This window comes from Mesorhizobium sp. (assembly GCF_024509055.1).
In the GTDB taxonomy this organism is placed as follows: domain Bacteria; phylum Pseudomonadota; class Alphaproteobacteria; order Rhizobiales; family Rhizobiaceae; genus Mesorhizobium.
In genome coordinates this window covers 84,869-100,043 of record NZ_JANINM010000482.1, presented here as the reverse complement: position 1 = coordinate 100,043, position 15,175 = coordinate 84,869, and the positions used below count along the sequence as shown (strand labels likewise).

The following is a 15,175-nucleotide window of genomic DNA, read 5'->3' as shown; positions in this document are numbered from 1 at the left end:
TCCAGGTCGCCGACTACGGCCTCGTCGGCGATCTCTTCGTCATCCTGCCGGAACTGCAAAAGGCGCTTTGACGCCATCAACTCTGGCATACTAAATTGTGAAGGGTGGGGTAGACGAAGTCGCCCCACCCTTTTAGTGTGCACTGCACAAAAAGCAGGCCGCCAAGGCCCAGAGCAATTCCAGGAAAAGTGCCTAGCGGTTTTCCGTCCGGAGTTGCGACAAACAAAGAATGCAATTCCAGGAAACTGCGTAGCGGTTTTCCCGCGGAATTGCGGAAAACAAAGACAAGGGAGCGTTTTCGTGCTTCGAAAGAAGCGGAAAGGCTCCAGACGGGATCGGGGTAATGAGCAAGATCGAGACGATCGGCATTGTCGGCGCGGGTCAGATGGGTGGCGGTATCGCCCATGTCTCCGCATTGGCCGGCTATAAGGTTCTGATCCACGACGTTTCAACGGACCGGATCGAGAAGGGCATCGCCACGATCAGCGGCAACATGGCCCGCCAGGTCGGGTCCGGCAAGCTCGAGGAGAAGGCGCGCAACGATGCCATGGCGCGGATCTCGTCAGCATCCACAATGGCCGATCTCGCCGCCGCCGATCTGGTGATCGAGGCGGCGACCGAGGACGAGACGGTCAAGCGCAAGATCTATGCGCAGCTCTGCCCGCAGCTCAATCCGGAAGCAATCCTGGCAACCAACACCTCGTCGATCTCGATCACCCGGCTCGCGGCGCAGACCGACCGGCCCGAGCGCTTTATCGGCATACACTTCATGAACCCGGTGCCGGTGATGAAGCTGGTCGAGTTGGTGCGCGGCATCGCCACCGAGGACCAGACCTTCGAGGCCGCCAAGACCTATGTGAAGCATCTCGAAAAGACGATCACCGTCTCCGAGGACTTCCCGGCCTTCATCGTCAACCGCATCCTGCTGCCGATGATCAACGAGGCGATTTACACGCTCTACGAGGGCGTCGGCACCGTCGACGCCATCGATACCGCCATGCGGCTCGGCGCCAACCACCCGATGGGTCCGCTGCAGCTCGCCGACTTCATCGGCCTCGACACCTGCCTGTCGATCATGCAGGTGCTTCACGAGGGCCTGTCGGATTCCAAATACCGGCCCTGCCCGCTGCTGGTGAAATATGTCGAGGCCGGCTGGCTCGGCCGCAAGACGGGCCGCGGCTTCTACGACTATCGCGGCGACCACCCGGTGCCGACGCGCTGAACCACTCTTCGCCGTGGCCTGTGCTCAGGACGCCGCGGCGAGAGGCGCAGTTTTGATGAGGTCGCCGGCTTGTCCTTCCGGCGCCGCGGAAACGCATCCGCGGCCGGCCGCCTTGGCTGCATAGCAGGCGGCGTCGGCGCGGGCGATGATTTCGTCCGCTTCGCCGCTGTCGGAGCGGATCGGCGCAAGTCCGATGCTGGCGCCGATCGCATGTGGGCGGCCATCCCAGCTGAAGTTGAGGTTGCGGATCGCGTCGATGATCGAGCGCGCCGCGTCTGCTCCCCTTGCCGGCGCGGCTGACTTCAGGATAACGGCGAACTCGTCACCGCCGAGGCGCGCCACGATATCGTCCTGCCCTAGCACGTCCCGAATCGCGTCCGCGACGCGCTTCAGCAGCGCATCGCCCGCTGCGTGACCGCCGGTGTCGTTGACCGCCTTGAAGTGATCGAGGTCGACGAACATGAACTGGTGCTCGCCACCGTTAAGACGGCACAGATCGACCATCTCCTCCATGGCGCGGATGAAGCTCGAGCGGTTGGCGAGCCCGGTCAGCGCGTCATGCGCGGCGGCATATGCAAGCTGGCGCTGCAGGGCGCGTGCGTCGGTGAAATCCTGGAAGACGATGACCAGCCCGCAGAACTCGTTGCGGTCGTTGATGATCGAGGACACCATCTGGCGGATGCTGCAGCGGGTGTCGTCGCGCCGGATGAGCACGGCGCGGCTATTCTGGTCGCTGTGATGGCGGTCACCGGCCGAAGGACGCGTCAGCCCGATCCGTTGCCCGGTTTCCTCGTCGACCGCCCAGTAGACATGGCCTAGCACCTTGCCAAGCGCCCCGTCGGCGGCAACGCCAGTCAGCTTTTCGGCGACCGGGTTCATGAAAGTGACGCGGTTGGCGGCATCGGTGCAGATCACAGCGTCGCCGATCGACTGCAATGTTACCTTCAGCCGCTCCTTCTCGTCGGCCAGCATGGCCGCCGAGACGATGAGACGCGCTTCGGCCTCCTTGCTTTGCGTGATGTCGGTCAGACTGCCGATGGCCCGGATCAGCCGGCCCTCGGCGTCGCGTTCGATCGCCTTGCCGCGGTCGAGGATCCAGATCCAATGGCTGTCCTTGTGACGCATCCGGAATTCGGCCTCGAAGAAAGGTGTCTCGCCTGCAAGATGCGCCCGGTCGGCCTCGGCGACGCGCTCGCGGTCGTCCGGGTGGATCATCGTCAGCCAGCGGTCCGGATCGCCATCAAGCTCGCCTTCCGCGTAGCCGAGCATCTTCACCCAGGTCCCGGAATAGGTCGTGCCGCCCTTGCGCAGGTCGAAGCTCCATACACCCTGTCCGGCGCTGGTAAGCGCAAAGTTCCAGCGGGTCTCCGCTTCGGCGATACGCGTCTCGGCCTGCTTGCGGGCATCGATGTCTTCGATCTGCGACACGAGATAGAGCGGCTTGCCGGTATCCTCGTCGCGGATGACAGAGCCGGCGAGTTGCGCCCAGACCGGCGTGCCGTCCTTGCGCAGGTAGCGTTTCTCGAAATGGAAGGAGTGGATCATCCCTTCCTTCAGGCTCATCATCGTCTCGCGACCGATCTGTAGGTCCTCAGGATGCGTGATCTGGAAGAAGGTCAATGTCTCGATTTCAGCGCGGTCGTAGCCGAGCATGTCAGCGAAAGCGGCATTCGCCTGGATTATCCGGCCGTCGAGGCCGACGATGGCAACGCCTATCGCAGAATCCTCCATGGCGCGCCGGAAGCGCTGCTCGCTTTCGGCGATCTGCCGGCGGTCTTCGATCATCCTGTGGATGAACAGTGCCGAGACGAACAGGGTGACGGCTGTGACCGCGACGGATATCTGCAGGCAGAGTTTCAGCGCATTCGTGCCGAGCTCCAGGGCAGGCAACAGCACCGACGCCGCCAGGGCAACCAGCCCGACCGCTGTCAGCACCAGCGCGGCGCGCCTGCCGGCCCGGGGGCCTTTCCAATCGAACCACGTCAAACTGCGATCCACCCCAATCCGCAATGCACGCTGGTACAACCCTTGGCGGATCGATTTTAAGGAAAGGTTGCTCGGGCGACGGGCGCTGGTCCGCTAACCGGCAAACAATTGCCGGCATGATTAAGGATCAGTGTGCAAACCTACCAGCGCACGAAAAGCCGCCCGCCGATCGCCCCGAGCAGGGTCAGGAAGGCGATTGCGATCGTGTACCAGGTGGCCACGAACAGCGGCGAATCGTCGAAGCAATGCGCGGCATAGAAGGTTGCCGCCAGGCCGCCGGCGAGCAGGCCAGCGACCGCGCCCGAAAGCACCGGCCTGGTCGGCGCGCCATAGCGCAGCATGCCAAGGAAGATCGCCAGCGGGCCGATGCCGATCAGCGGGATGAAGCTCATGCAGATCATCATGTTGGAGCCGACCATTCGTCGGCCCCAGTCGGCCTCGGGCACCACGAACAGCTCCAGGATTACCGCGACGATCACCAGCACAGGCGCAGCGAGCATCCAGCGCATGGCCCGTCCGGTCGCCGCGCCGGGCACCGACAGCGCCCGGATCAAGGTAAAGGCGCTGGCGGCGAGCACGAGCGTGAAGACGAATTTCGACATGAAGCGCATCGTATGCATGGCCGGCATGATGTCGGGGCGCGGACCGATGGTCATGAAGAAGACGGCCGCCGCGATCACCACCGCCACGCCGACGGCCAGCCACCAGGCCCTGCCGAGCGGCATCGCCTTGCTTTTGGCATCGGCGTCGAGCGCCTTTATGAGATCGTCAGTTCTCATGTCACTGTCGTCCAAATCTTTTGGCGATAGCGGCGAGGCCGCGATGCAGCGATACCCTGACCGCCGTCTCGCTGATGCCGAGCTTGGCCGCTGTTTCGCCGATCGAATGGCCGTCGACCGAGATCGACGAGACCACCGAGCGCTGCGCCGGCGGCAGCCCGTCCAGGGCCCTGGTGACGTCGCGCTCGCTGACCGTCTCCGTTTCCGGTTCGGCGAAAGTATCTGCGATCTGGTCGATCTCGACCTCGATGCGCCGACCGCGCCTGCGGAACGCATCGATCAGCTTGAAGCGGGCGATCGCATAGACCCACGGCAAGACCGGCGCGTCGACGCGCCAGGTGTGACGTTTCACATGGATGGCCAGCAAGGTTTCCTGCACGACATCTTCGGGGTCGACCCCGCCCTGGACGATCTTGCGCCGGACGAAGCCGCGAACGAGAGCCGCTATCCGATGCAGAAAGTCGGCATAAGCCCTTTCATCTCCCGCGATCGCGGCCCTGAGCAGCCCGGAGAGCTCAGCCTCGTCCTTGCCGGTCACAAGAGTTTACCCCCGATGTTTCGCATCTCGGCCCTGGTTTGTTACGTGGCCGGCGAAATAATGTCCAAGCGAAATTGCCGTGAAGTCACGAAAGTTTGCGGCTCGGCGACGGATTGAAGCACCCGATAATGTTGACTATGACAATCAGGTATTGGTAGGAGGAGCCGTGCCTGAACCCCAGTCCCCGGAAATGAGGATGACACTCATGAAATTTACCCTTTCGACACTCGCCGGCGCGACGGTGCTCGCGCTCGGCCTAGCCGCCAATGCGGCGATGGCGGAGGACGGTGGCATCGTCGTCTACAACGCCCAGCATGAGAGCCTCGCCAAGGAATGGGCGAAGGGTTTCACGAAGGAAACTGGCATCAAGGTCACGCTGCGCAATGGCGGTGACAGCGACTTCTCCAACCAGATCGTCGCCGAGGGCGCCGCTTCGCCGGCCGATGTGTTCCTCACCGAGAACTCGCCGGCCATGGCGCTGGTCGAAGCGGCCGGCCTGTTTTCGCCAGTCGACGCCGACACGCTGGCCCAGGTGCCTCAGGAGTACCAGCCGTCGAGCGGCAAGTGGGTGGGCGTCGCTGCCCGCAGCACCGTCTTTGCCTACAACAAGGACAAGCTGAAGGAAGACCAGTTGCCCAAGTCGCTGCTCGACCTCGCCGATCCGAGTTGGAAGGGCCGCTGGGCCGCCTCGCCGTCGGGCGCCGATTTCCAGGCCATCGTCAGCGCTTTGCTCCAGCTAAAGGGCGATGCCGCCACCGCCGACTGGTTGAAGGCCATGAAGGCGAACTTCACCGCCTACAAGGGCAACAGCACCGTGATGAAGGCGGTCAATACCGGCGAGATCGAGGGCGGCGTGATCTACCACTATTACTATTTCGGCGATCAGGCCAAGACCGGCGAGAACAGCAAGCACGTCGCCCTGCACTATTTCAAGAACCAGGATCCGGGCGCGTTCGTCTCGGTCTCCGGCGGCGGCGTGCTGGCCTCGAGCAAGCATCAGAAGGAGGCCCAGGCCTTCCTGAAATGGGTGACGGGCAAGGCCGGCCAGGAGGTGCTGAAGACCGGCACCTCGTATGAATATGCCGTCGGCAAGGGCGACGAGTCCAACCCGAAGCTGGTGCCGCTGGCCGACCTGCAGGCGCCGAAAGTCGACCCGGCGACGCTGAACTCCAAGAAGGTCATCGACCTGATGACGCAAGCCGGCTTGCTTTAGTTCGCGTTCGTCCTAAAAGGGCAACCGACCGTGCTCCCGCGGGAATTCGCTTTCCGCGGGAGCGTTCTGTTTTTGGAGATGGCTTCGTCGATGACCATCGGCTGCGCTTCCAGCCGCGTCCGCGGCTCATCAAATTGCTCGCGCCGGGCGGTGGCTGCGGGGCGGCAGTCCGCCTGATGCGATCCGCGATCGACCTTTCGCCCACGGGCTTGCCGGTCACCGGACGGCATGGCCGCCGGCCCATGCCCTGGGTCCTGCTTGCCGCGGCTATGGTTTCGTTGCTTGCGCTGCTGCCGCTCGCCTTCATCGTCTGGGTCGCGATCCAGACCGGCTGGGAAACCGTGGTAGCGCTGATCTTTCGCCCCCGTGTCGGCGACCTCCTGGTCAACACCATCCTCCTGGTGGCGGTGTCGGTCCCGATCGCCATCGCGCTGTCGGTGGCGCTGGCCTGGCTGACCGAGCGCAGCGACCTGCCCGGCAGCCGCCTCTGGTCCTGGCTGTCGGTGGCCCCGCTCGCAATCCCCGCCTTCGTACACAGCTACGCCTGGATCAGCCTTGTGCCCGGCCTGCATGGGCTCTGGGCAGGCGTCCTCGTCTCCGTCATCGCGTACTTCCCGTTCCTCTACCTGCCTGTCTCTGCGGCGCTGCGCCGACTCGATCCCGCGCTGGAAGACGCCGCGGCCGCCCTCGGCCTCGGCCCGTGGCGGGTCTTCGCGCGCGTCGTGCTGCCGCAGTTGCGGCTGGCCATCTGCGGCGGCTCGCTGCTGGTCGGCCTGCATCTGCTCGCCGAATACGGTCTTTACGTCTTCATCCGCTTCGATACCTTCACCACCGCGATCGTCGATCAGTTCCAGTCGACCTTCAACGGCCCGGCCGCCAACATGCTTGCCGCCGTGCTCGTCGCCTGCTGTTTCGTGCTGCTGGCGCTCGAGGTGGTCGTGCGCGGCGAAGAGCGCTATGCCAGGGTCGGCTCAGGCGCCGCGCGCAAGCAGCAGCGCCTCCGGCTCGGCCGCGCCACGCTGCCTTGCCTGGCCCTGCCCGCCGCCACCGCGCTGCTTTCGCTCGGCGTGCCCTTCGTCACCGTCGGCCGCTGGCTGCTCGCCGGCGGCGCCGATGTCTGGCGCTGGGACGAGATAAGCCTGGCGCTCGGCCAGACATTGTTCCTGGCGATCGCCGGCGCGCTGCTCGCCACCGTCGCCGCCATGCCGATGGCATGGGTCTCGATCCGCGCGCCGGGACGCCTGCAGCGCTTGCTCGAAGGCTGCAACTACATTGTCGGCGCGCTGCCGGGCGTCGTCATCGCGCTGGCGCTGGTCACCATCACCGTGCGCGTCGCCCTGCCCCTCTACCAGACGCTCTTCACCATCCTGTTCGGCTATGCGTTGATGTTCCTGCCGCGCGCGCTTGTCAGCCTGCGCGCCTCGATCGCGCAGGCGCCCGTGGAGCTCGAGCGCGCCGCGTCGAGCCTCGGTCGCCCGCCGCTCAGGGCGCTGTGGTCGACGACGATCCGGCTTTCGGCGCCTGGGGCCGCGGCCGGCATGGCGATGGTGGCGCTGGGCATCACCAATGAATTGACGGCCACCCAGATGCTGGCGCCCAACGGCACCCGCACGCTGGCGATGGCGTTCTGGTCCTACAGCGGCGAGATCGACTACGCTTCCGCCGCGCCCTATGCGCTGATCATGGTGGCCATGTCGCTGCCGATGACCTGGCTGCTCTACGTCCAGTCGAAGCGGATGGCCGGACGATGAGCTTCCTCGAACTCAGCGGCGTGGCAAAGCACTACGGCCGGGTGGCGGCCCTCGCCGGCGTCGACCTGAAGGTGGAAAGCGGCAGCCGCACCGCGATCGTCGGCCCGTCGGGCTGCGGCAAGACCACCTTGCTCAGGCTCATCGCCGGCTTCGAGGCGCCAGACAGCGGCCGCATCGCGCTCGACGGCAACGTGCTCGCCAATGGCGGCGCCGCGGTGCCGGCGCATCGCCGCGGCATCGGCATCGTCGCGCAGGACGGCGCCTTGTTCCCGCATCTGAGCATCGCCGACAACATCGGCTTCGGCATGCCGCGCGGCGAGGACAAGCGCATGGAGCGCATTGTCGAGCTCGCCTACACGGTCGGCCTCGACAAGGCGATCCTGAAACGGCGTCCGCACCAGCTCTCCGGCGGCCAGCAGCAGCGTGTCGCGCTTGCCCGCGCCATGGCCATGAAGCCCAGGCTGATGCTGCTCGACGAACCGTTCTCGGCCCTCGACACCGGCTTGCGCGCCTCGATGCGCAAGGCGGTCGCCGAGCTCCTGGAAATGGCGGGCATCACCACCATCCTGGTCACGCATGACCAGGCCGAGGCGCTGTCCTTCGCCAGCCAGGTCGCGGTGATGCGCGATGGGCTGTTCTCGCAGGTTGGCACGCCACGCGAGCTCTACTTCCAGCCGCGGGATCGGATGGTTGCCGAGTTCCTCGGCGACGCCATCATCGTGCCGGCCAAGATCGCCGACGGTTTCGCCATTTCGCCGCTCGGCCGCATTGGCGTCGACACGCGCGAGCGGCGCGACGTCGCCCGCATCATGCTGCGGCCGGAGCAGATAATGCTGAAGCGGACCTCGCGCGAAGGCATGTCGGGGACGCCCGACATGCTGTTCGGCGAAGTCACCGACTGCGAGTTCGCCGGCTCGATCTGCACGGTCGCGGTGCGGCTGCTCAACAACCCTGATCCGCCGGACGCCGCGGCGATCGGCAACACGCCACTGATCCTGCGCAGAACCGGCATGGACGCGCCGGCGATCGGCGAGATCGTGCGCCTCACCGTCTCCGGCAAGGCGCATGTCTTCCCCTGAACGTTGCTGCTACCGCACGCGCTCGCCGGTCGCCGGCGACCACAGCGGCCAGTTCTCCAGGAAATCGCAGCTGTGGATGACGACGCGAGCACCGTCGATCAGGACGATCGAATAGGCGGGCGGCGCCTGTTCGACCACCTCGTCGCCGACGAGGTCGAGCATGAAGCGGGCATGCAGGCCGCGTTGCGCGGAAAACGGGATGCCGTCCACCGTGCCGGCGATGTCGCGGTGGACATGGCCGAAAAAGATGTACCGGACATTGCCGTGGCGGGCGAGCAGGTCAAGGAAGCGTCGCGGCCGTTCGAGGCCGAGCGGATCGAGAAGCGTCAGGCCGAGTTCGACCGGCGGATGGTGCAGGAAGATATAGGCCGCCCTGCCCGCTGCCTCGGCAAGGCGCGCGTCCAGCCAGGCGAGCCGGTTGTCGCACAATTCCCCGGTGACGCGGCCTTCCGCCAGGCTGTCTAGGAAAAGCAGCCGTTCTTCCGGCGTATCGAAGGCCGATTGCACGAAGCCGTTGTCGTCGATCGGATTGTCGGGAAAGGCTGCGATCAGGTTGGCGCGCCGGTCGTGATTTCCGGGCAGCAGCCGGTAAGGCACGGTAAGGCGGCCGAGCGCCGATTTCAGGTCGGCATAGCTTTCGGCTTCGCCGGCCTCGGTCAGGTCGCCGGTGAAGACGCACAGCGTCGCATCGCCATGGCGGGTATTAATGTGGTCGACGCAGCGATCGAGCCGTTCATGCAGGTTGGCGCCATAGCGGATTTCACCCCGACGGCCGAGATGGACGTCGGTGACCTGGATGATCTTCATTCCCTGAACCCTCAATCAAGCTTGTAAAAATCGGCTGCCGGCCAACGGCTTACAGCGCCGGTTCCGGCACCGAAGCCTTGAACACATCAAGTCGCCCGCCGGTTTCGGAAGAAAAGAAGTGCAGGTCGGAGCCCGCGAACTGCAGGCCGATCGCGCTGCCCGGTTCGGGATGGACGGCCTCCGAGGTCACCACCGAGAACGGCGCACCGTCGAGATCGACATAGATCACCCGCCCCGCGCCCAGCTCCTCGACGAGGTCGACGGTGGCTTCGAGCGCGCCCGGCGTTCCAGGCGCCACCATGCGCACGGCCTCCGGCCGGACGCCAACCGCGACCTTGGAACCGACCTGCAGGCCGGCGCGCGAGACATTGAGCTTGCGGCTGCCGCCGAGCAGCGAAACGCCATCGAGCGTGACCATGCCTTCGAGCATGTTCATGGCCGGCGCGCCAACGAAGGTCGCCACGAAACGGCTCGCCGGCCTGCTGTAGACTTCCGCCGGCGTGCCGACCTGCTCGACGCGGCCGCCATTCATCACCACCAGCCTGTCGGCCAGCGTCATCGCCTCGACCTGGTCGTGGGTGACGAAGACGGAGGTCGCACTCAGCCGCCTGTGCAGCTTGCGGATTTCGGAGCGCATCTGCACGCGCAGCTTGGCGTCGAGATTGGAGAGCGGCTCGTCGAACAGGAAAACCTTGGGCTCACGGATCATGGCGCGGCCCATGGCGACGCGCTGGCGTTGTCCGCCGGACAAAGCCATCGGTTTGCGGTCGAGCAGATTCTCCAGTTCCAGGACTCGGGCGACCGCCTGGATTCGCTGGTTGCGCTCGGCGGCGGGGACGCCGGCGACCTTCAGCGAATAGCCGATGTTCTGCGCCACGCTCATATGCGGATAGAGCGCATAGTTCTGGAACACCATGGCGCAGCCGCGCTCGCGCGGCTCCAGCTTGTTGACCACCGTGCCGTCGATGGCGATCGTGCCTTCGGAAATTTCTTCCAGCCCGGCAATCATGCGCAAGAGCGTGGACTTGCCGCAGCCGGACGGTCCCAGAATGACGACGAATTCGCCGGACGCGAAGTCGAGGTCGACGCCGTGCACGACCTGCGTCTTGGCGTAGTTCTTCTTGACGCCGCGGATGGTGATGGAGGCCATTTTTTCGTCTCCTTATTTTTCGGTGGCGATCAGCCCGCGCACGAACCAGCGCTGCATCAGCACCACGACGATCAGCGGCGGCAGCATGATGATGAGCGTGCCCGCCATGGCGATGTGCCATTCCGGCGCCCCGCCCACATTCGGGATCAGCTGCTTGAGTTCCGTTACCGCCATCGCATGCGACTGATCCGTGGTGATAAGGAGCGGCCAAAGATACTGGTTCCAGGCCCACAGGAACATGATGGTGCCGAGCGCCGCCATATTGTTCCGTGATAGCGGCAGCAACACATCGATGAAGAACCGCAGAGGGCCGGCGCCGTCCATGCGCGCTGCCTCGGTCAGTTCGTCCGGCACAGTCAGGAAGAACTGGCGGTAGAGGAAGGTACCGGTCGCAGTGGCGACCAGCGGCAGGATCAGACCGCTGTAGGAATTGAGCAGTCCCAGGCTGAGCTGGACCTGAACCCCCGATATCTTCTGGATCAGCCAGGAAAGCCCCGTCAGATCCAGGATCGCCTGGTAGGGCTCAAGCACGTTGGCGACCACCGCATAGGTCGGCACGATGCGCACTTCGAGCGGCAGCATCAGCGTGATGAAGATCAGCCAGAACATCAGCGTGCGGCCGGGATAGCGGAAATAGACGATCGAGAAGGCGGTGAGCGCCGAGATGATCACCTTTCCCGCGGCGACACCGAACGCCATTATGAAGGAGTTGAACAGCTTCGGGCCGAGATCGGCGGTCGTCCATGCCGTCTTGATGTTGACCCAGAAATCGCTGCCGGGCAGCAGCGACATCGGCACGTCGTTGACGTCCTTGAGGTTGTGCGAGGCGGCGATCGCCACGATGACGAACGGCGCCACGCAAAACACGAAGCCGGCGAACAGGATCAGATGCGTGAAGAAGTTGAGGATCGGAGTGCGCTCGACCATGCTCGCCTCAACGATAGTGCACGCGCCGCTCGATGAAGCGGAACTGGACAATGGTGAGCGCGATGATCAGCACCATAAGAATGATGCTCTGCGCGGCGGCGCCGGAGTAATCGAGGCCTTTGAAGCCGTCGGAATAGATCTTGTAGACCATCAGATTGGTCGCGTTCGCAGGCCCGCCGGCGGTCATGATGTCGACGATGCCGAACGAGTCCTGGAAGCTCTCGGTGATATTGATGACCAGCAGGAAGAAAATCGTCGGCGTGATCAGCGGGAACTGGATATCCCAGAAGCGCCTGATGACGCCCGAACCGTCCATCGCCGCCGCCTCGATCAGCGAGCGCGGTATGGCCTGGAAAGCGGCGAGGAAGAATATGAAGTTATAACCGACATACTTCCACGAAAAGGCGATGATGATGGAGGCCATGGCGTCCGCACCATCGAGGCCCGGATCCCACAGGCCGGGCCAGAAATGGTTTACGACGGCCATGAAGCCGGCTTCAGGCGCCAGGATGAAGCGGAACGCCAGCGCCAGCGCCGGCGCGGCGATGCCGTAGGGCCAGATAAGCACCACGCGATACAGCCATGAGCCGGCAAGCTGTCGATCGGTCAGGGCGGCAAGCACGAGCGCGATGAACATCGCAAGGCCGGTGCTGATCCCGGCGAAGACAAGACTGGCGGTGATCGAATTCCAATAATCCGCGTTGGACAGGATTGAGCGGAAATTGTCGAGGCCAACCCAGATGTTGCCGCCGCCCCAGGGCTGTTGCAAGGTCAGCGACCAGTAAACCGCCTGCCCCGCCGGCCAGTAGAAGAAGGTGAAGATCAGCAGGAGCTGCGGCACCGCGAAAAGGATACCGATCGTCCATCTTGAGAAAGTGACGCGTTTTTCCATCGATCCGCCGATGTCGCTGAACCGCTCTCTTGGTGACCCTAGATATGAAATGGCCGCCCGTCGAATCTCGGCGGGCGGCCGTTCCGCTATCCGGGATCAGGGCAGGGTCTTACCCGGATAGGTCTGCTGGAAGCGCTCCAGGATCGCATCGCCGTTCTTCACCAGCGCATCAAGGCCTTGCTGCACGGTGACCTTGTTGGCGAAGATCGCCTGCATCTGCGTGCCGAACTCGGCGCGGATCTGGGTGAAGTTGCCGAGGCGCACGCCGCGGGTGATCTCGGTCGGCTCGGAAGCGGTCAGGCTTTCGATCGCCACTTCACGACCCTTGTAGGGCGCCTTGTCGTAGAAGCCGTCGGACTTCATGAAGTCGAAGCCGGACTTGGTCACCGGGATATAGCCGGTGTTGGTCGACCAGAACAAAGCGGTCTTGGGGTCGTGGATGAAGTTGAGGAAGGCGGCGGCGCCCTTGTATTCGGCGTCCGACTTGCCGGACAGCACCCACAGCGAAGCGCCGCCGACCAGCGAATTCTTGCGCTCGGTGCCGGCATAGACCGGCAATTCGGCGACATCCCATTTCATGCCTTCCTTCTGCGTACGGCCCACCGTGCCATGGTCGCCGACAGAGGTGAGGATGACCTGGCAGGTACCTGTCGCGAAGGCCTGCACCATGTCCTGACCGAGATCCTTCGACTTGATCTTGATGAGGCCCGCGTCATACCACTTCTTGAGATCGGAGACGTACTGGACGAACTTGGTCTTGTTGACCTCGAGACGGGCGTCCAGACCGTCATAGCCGTTGTTCTTGGTCGCAATCGGCTGGTTGTGCAGCGCCGAGAATTGCTCCATCAGCTGCCAGCTTTCGTTGGCCGAGATGTTGATGGCCATCGGGCAATCATAGCCGGCGTCCTTCATGGCCTTGAGGTCGGCGCCGACATCTTCCCAGGTCTTCGGCGCCTCGGTCTTGCCGATCTTGGCGAAGGCGTCCTTGTTCCAGTACATCAGCGCCGTCGACGAGTTGAACGGGAAGGACAGCATCTCGCCCTTCGAGGTCGCATAGTAGCGGGCGATGCCCGGGAAATAATCGGCGTAATCGATCTTGTAGCCGTTTTCTTCCATCAGCTTGTCGGCGGGCTTGTAGGCGCCCGACAGCATCATTGTGGCGGTGCCGACGTCGTAGACCTGGACGACGGTGGGCTGCTTGCCGGCGCGGAAAGCGGCGATCGTGTTCTGCAGCGTGGCGTCGTAATTGCCCTGGCTGGTGCACACGACCTCATAGTCGGACTGCGAGGCATTGAAATTCTTGCACAGCGTGTCGACGACGCGGGCGAGATCGCCCGAAAGGCCGAACCAGAAATCGAACTTGACCGGCTCCGCGACGGCAGGCACCGCGAGAGCTGCGCTGAGCGCGCCGGCGGCAAGGGCAGTGAGGCCCCGCTTGATGATCGTCATAATTTTTCCCTCTTAAAATGACTGGTGACAAGGGTCTTGCGCAAGTCCTTGGCCCGCTCTCTTAGAGAAGGTATGTGACAGTTCTGTTGTTGCTCCAGGCTCGTTAGCCAGGCCTTATGGACGGCCGGTCGCTCCTCCCTTTCGGTGGTCTCGCCTGCATGAAAACGTCACATCGGCGCTCTAGGTAGCTAGGGTGCCGGAGGACGGCGTAAAGACCTTGTGATTAACCGGCTAAATGGATGCACGGCATGCTGGTCCCGCAACTGACACATGTGCCCCTTGCAGAGCGGCGGGCGATGCGGGACGGCGCCCGCGACAGCGCGACCCATCTGCGCCATGCCGCCGCGACGCCAGCACTGGGCGAAATTGAGATCGGCGGCAAGGCGTCGCGCGAGAATGCCGGAGAGAGCCTGACCGTGATCGCCTGGAACGTCGAGCGGCTCCGCCATATCGATGCCATTGCTGCAACGATTGCCGACCAGAGGGCGGATGTCGTTCTGCTGTCGGAGGTCGACAAGGGTATGGCGCGCTCCGGCAACGGCCATCCGCTGAGCCGGCTTGCCGAAAGCCTCGGCCACGCCTTTGCCTACGGCGTCGAGTTCCTCGAGCTGGGCAACGGCAACGAGACGGAGCAGGTGGCGAATGGAACGGCAGAGAATGCCGAAGGCTTTCACGGCAACGCCATAACCAGCGCTATCCCACTGCTGCGACCGTTTCTGGTTCGCTTGGACGCTGCCGGCGCCTGGTTCCTGCCGGAGCACGGCCAGCCGCGTATCGGTGGCCGTATGGCGCTTGGCGGCCAGGTGATGATCGGCGACCGCCGGGTCACCGTCGTCTCGGCGCATCTCGAAAACCGCACCGACCCCGCCGGCCGCGTCGATCAGACGCGCAACCTGCTCGACGCCATCGAAAGATATGACGCGGACGCGCCGGTGCTGATCGGCGGCGATTTCAACACGCTGACCGCCACCTATCCGGAACGCAATGACGACCCGGCCGCGTGGCTAAAGCGCATTGCCGCCGAACCGGACCGGCTGATATGCCCCGACCGCCACGAGCCCCTCTTCGCGGTCATGGCTGAGCGCGGCTACGACTGGCGCGATGCCAATACGCTCGACCGGCCGACGCAGCGGCGCGCGGCCGGCGATCCGACGCCGGTCGGCCGTGTCGACTGGTTCTTCACCCGAGGCCTTGCGGCAAGCGCCCAGGCCACTCTGCCGGCGATTTTGCCCGACGGCAGCCCGAGCTCCGATCACGATGCATTGGTCGTCACAGTAGGTTTAAAATAACAATAGCCTTCCGTGCCGCAAGAAACAGACACGGCCTAGAAATGCACAACCTGACAAGCACGTGTCGGTTGCAGGTGCAATAAGCGATTCTTC

13 protein-coding genes are annotated in these 15,175 nt (G+C 64.1%); 5 read left to right on the top strand and 8 right to left on the bottom strand.

Translation table 11 applies throughout. The features are described from left to right. Positions 1-343 precede the first annotated feature (343 nt). A complete protein-coding gene (locus tag Q0L57_RS28440; RefSeq protein WP_296746406.1) occupies positions 344-1,222 on the top strand; it encodes a 3-hydroxybutyryl-CoA dehydrogenase in 879 nt (292 codons plus the stop codon). Between the two features lie 24 nt (positions 1,223-1,246). Here Q0L57_RS28440 and Q0L57_RS28435 read toward each other — a convergent pair whose 3' ends face one another. From Q0L57_RS28435 to Q0L57_RS28425, 3 genes are all read right to left on the bottom strand, one after another. Further along, complete coding sequence (locus Q0L57_RS28435) at positions 1,247-3,208, bottom strand: PAS domain S-box protein (protein WP_296746405.1); 1,962 nt, start codon at positions 3,206-3,208, stop codon at positions 1,247-1,249. A 140-nt stretch (positions 3,209-3,348) separates the two neighbouring features. Then, positions 3,349-3,987 (bottom strand): NrsF family protein, encoded by a 639-nt coding sequence (locus Q0L57_RS28430; protein ID WP_296746404.1) that lies wholly within the window; start codon positions 3,985-3,987, stop codon positions 3,349-3,351. A gap of 1 nt (position 3,988) precedes the next feature. Continuing rightward, complete coding sequence (locus Q0L57_RS28425; RefSeq protein WP_296746403.1) at positions 3,989-4,525, bottom strand: sigma-70 family RNA polymerase sigma factor; 537 nt, start codon at positions 4,523-4,525, stop codon at positions 3,989-3,991. 205 nt (positions 4,526-4,730) lie between these two features. Here Q0L57_RS28425 and Q0L57_RS28420 point away from each other — a divergent pair, with 205 nt between their 5' ends. The 3 genes from Q0L57_RS28420 (at position 4,731) to Q0L57_RS28410 (ending at position 8,568) form a co-directional block, all read left to right on the top strand. Next, complete coding sequence (locus Q0L57_RS28420) at positions 4,731-5,738, top strand: iron ABC transporter substrate-binding protein (RefSeq protein ID WP_296746402.1); 1,008 nt, start codon at positions 4,731-4,733, stop codon at positions 5,736-5,738. Positions 5,739-5,914: 176 nt separating this feature from the next. Beyond that, positions 5,915-7,489: an iron ABC transporter permease gene (locus Q0L57_RS28415; RefSeq protein WP_296746401.1), complete on the top strand. Its 1,575-nt coding sequence runs from the start codon at positions 5,915-5,917 to the stop codon at positions 7,487-7,489. Further along, positions 7,486-8,568, top strand: a complete 1,083-nt coding sequence (locus Q0L57_RS28410; RefSeq protein ID WP_296746400.1) for an ABC transporter ATP-binding protein — start codon at positions 7,486-7,488, stop codon at positions 8,566-8,568. Before Q0L57_RS28415 ends, Q0L57_RS28410 begins: the two co-directional genes overlap by 4 nt. A gap of 9 nt (positions 8,569-8,577) precedes the next feature. Here Q0L57_RS28410 and Q0L57_RS28405 read toward each other — a convergent pair whose 3' ends face one another. The 5 genes from Q0L57_RS28405 to Q0L57_RS28385 form a co-directional block, all read right to left on the bottom strand. Further along, positions 8,578-9,375 carry a phosphodiesterase gene (locus Q0L57_RS28405; protein WP_296746399.1) on the bottom strand — a complete coding sequence of 266 codons (798 nt, stop codon included), beginning with the start codon at positions 9,373-9,375 and terminating at the stop codon, positions 8,578-8,580. A gap of 49 nt (positions 9,376-9,424) precedes the next feature. Continuing rightward, the gene (gene ugpC, locus Q0L57_RS28400) at positions 9,425-10,525 is read right to left on the bottom strand and encodes a sn-glycerol-3-phosphate ABC transporter ATP-binding protein UgpC (RefSeq protein WP_296746398.1); all 1,101 of its coding nucleotides are present in this window, start codon (positions 10,523-10,525) and stop codon (positions 9,425-9,427) included. A gap of 12 nt (positions 10,526-10,537) precedes the next feature. Then, positions 10,538-11,452 (bottom strand): ABC transporter permease subunit, encoded by a 915-nt coding sequence (locus tag Q0L57_RS28395; RefSeq protein ID WP_296746397.1) that lies wholly within the window; start codon positions 11,450-11,452, stop codon positions 10,538-10,540. Positions 11,453-11,459: 7 nt separating this feature from the next. Further along, positions 11,460-12,344, bottom strand: coding sequence for a carbohydrate ABC transporter permease (locus Q0L57_RS28390; protein WP_296746396.1), 885 nt, complete (start codon positions 12,342-12,344; stop codon positions 11,460-11,462). A gap of 96 nt (positions 12,345-12,440) precedes the next feature. Next, the gene (locus tag Q0L57_RS28385; RefSeq protein WP_296746395.1) at positions 12,441-13,793 is read right to left on the bottom strand and encodes an extracellular solute-binding protein; all 1,353 of its coding nucleotides are present in this window, start codon (positions 13,791-13,793) and stop codon (positions 12,441-12,443) included. A gap of 248 nt (positions 13,794-14,041) precedes the next feature. Between Q0L57_RS28385 and Q0L57_RS28380 the strand changes: the two genes are divergently transcribed. After that, complete coding sequence (locus Q0L57_RS28380; protein ID WP_296746394.1) at positions 14,042-15,082, top strand: endonuclease/exonuclease/phosphatase family protein; 1,041 nt, start codon at positions 14,042-14,044, stop codon at positions 15,080-15,082. Positions 15,083-15,175: the final 93 nt, after the last annotated feature.

Excerpts from the sequence above, each read along its gene's own strand:
- Q0L57_RS28440 (WP_296746406.1), top strand. The coding sequence starts at position 344 with ATGAGCAAGATCGAGACGATCGGCATTGTCGGCGCGGGTCAGATGGGT.
- Q0L57_RS28430 (WP_296746404.1), bottom strand. The coding sequence starts at position 3,987 with ATGAGAACTGACGATCTCATAAAGGCGCTCGACGCCGATGCCAAAAGC.
- Q0L57_RS28420 (WP_296746402.1), top strand. The coding sequence starts at position 4,731 with ATGAAATTTACCCTTTCGACACTCGCCGGCGCGACGGTGCTCGCGCTC.
- Q0L57_RS28415 (WP_296746401.1), top strand. The coding sequence starts at position 5,915 with ATGCGATCCGCGATCGACCTTTCGCCCACGGGCTTGCCGGTCACCGGA.
- Q0L57_RS28410 (WP_296746400.1), top strand. The coding sequence starts at position 7,486 with ATGAGCTTCCTCGAACTCAGCGGCGTGGCAAAGCACTACGGCCGGGTG.
- Q0L57_RS28405 (WP_296746399.1), bottom strand. The coding sequence starts at position 9,375 with ATGAAGATCATCCAGGTCACCGACGTCCATCTCGGCCGTCGGGGTGAA.
- ugpC (WP_296746398.1), bottom strand. The coding sequence starts at position 10,525 with ATGGCCTCCATCACCATCCGCGGCGTCAAGAAGAACTACGCCAAGACG.
- Q0L57_RS28395 (WP_296746397.1), bottom strand. The coding sequence starts at position 11,452 with ATGGTCGAGCGCACTCCGATCCTCAACTTCTTCACGCATCTGATCCTG.
- Q0L57_RS28390 (WP_296746396.1), bottom strand. The coding sequence starts at position 12,344 with ATGGAAAAACGCGTCACTTTCTCAAGATGGACGATCGGTATCCTTTTC.
- Q0L57_RS28385 (WP_296746395.1), bottom strand. The coding sequence starts at position 13,793 with ATGACGATCATCAAGCGGGGCCTCACTGCCCTTGCCGCCGGCGCGCTC.
- Q0L57_RS28380 (WP_296746394.1), top strand. The coding sequence starts at position 14,042 with ATGCTGGTCCCGCAACTGACACATGTGCCCCTTGCAGAGCGGCGGGCG.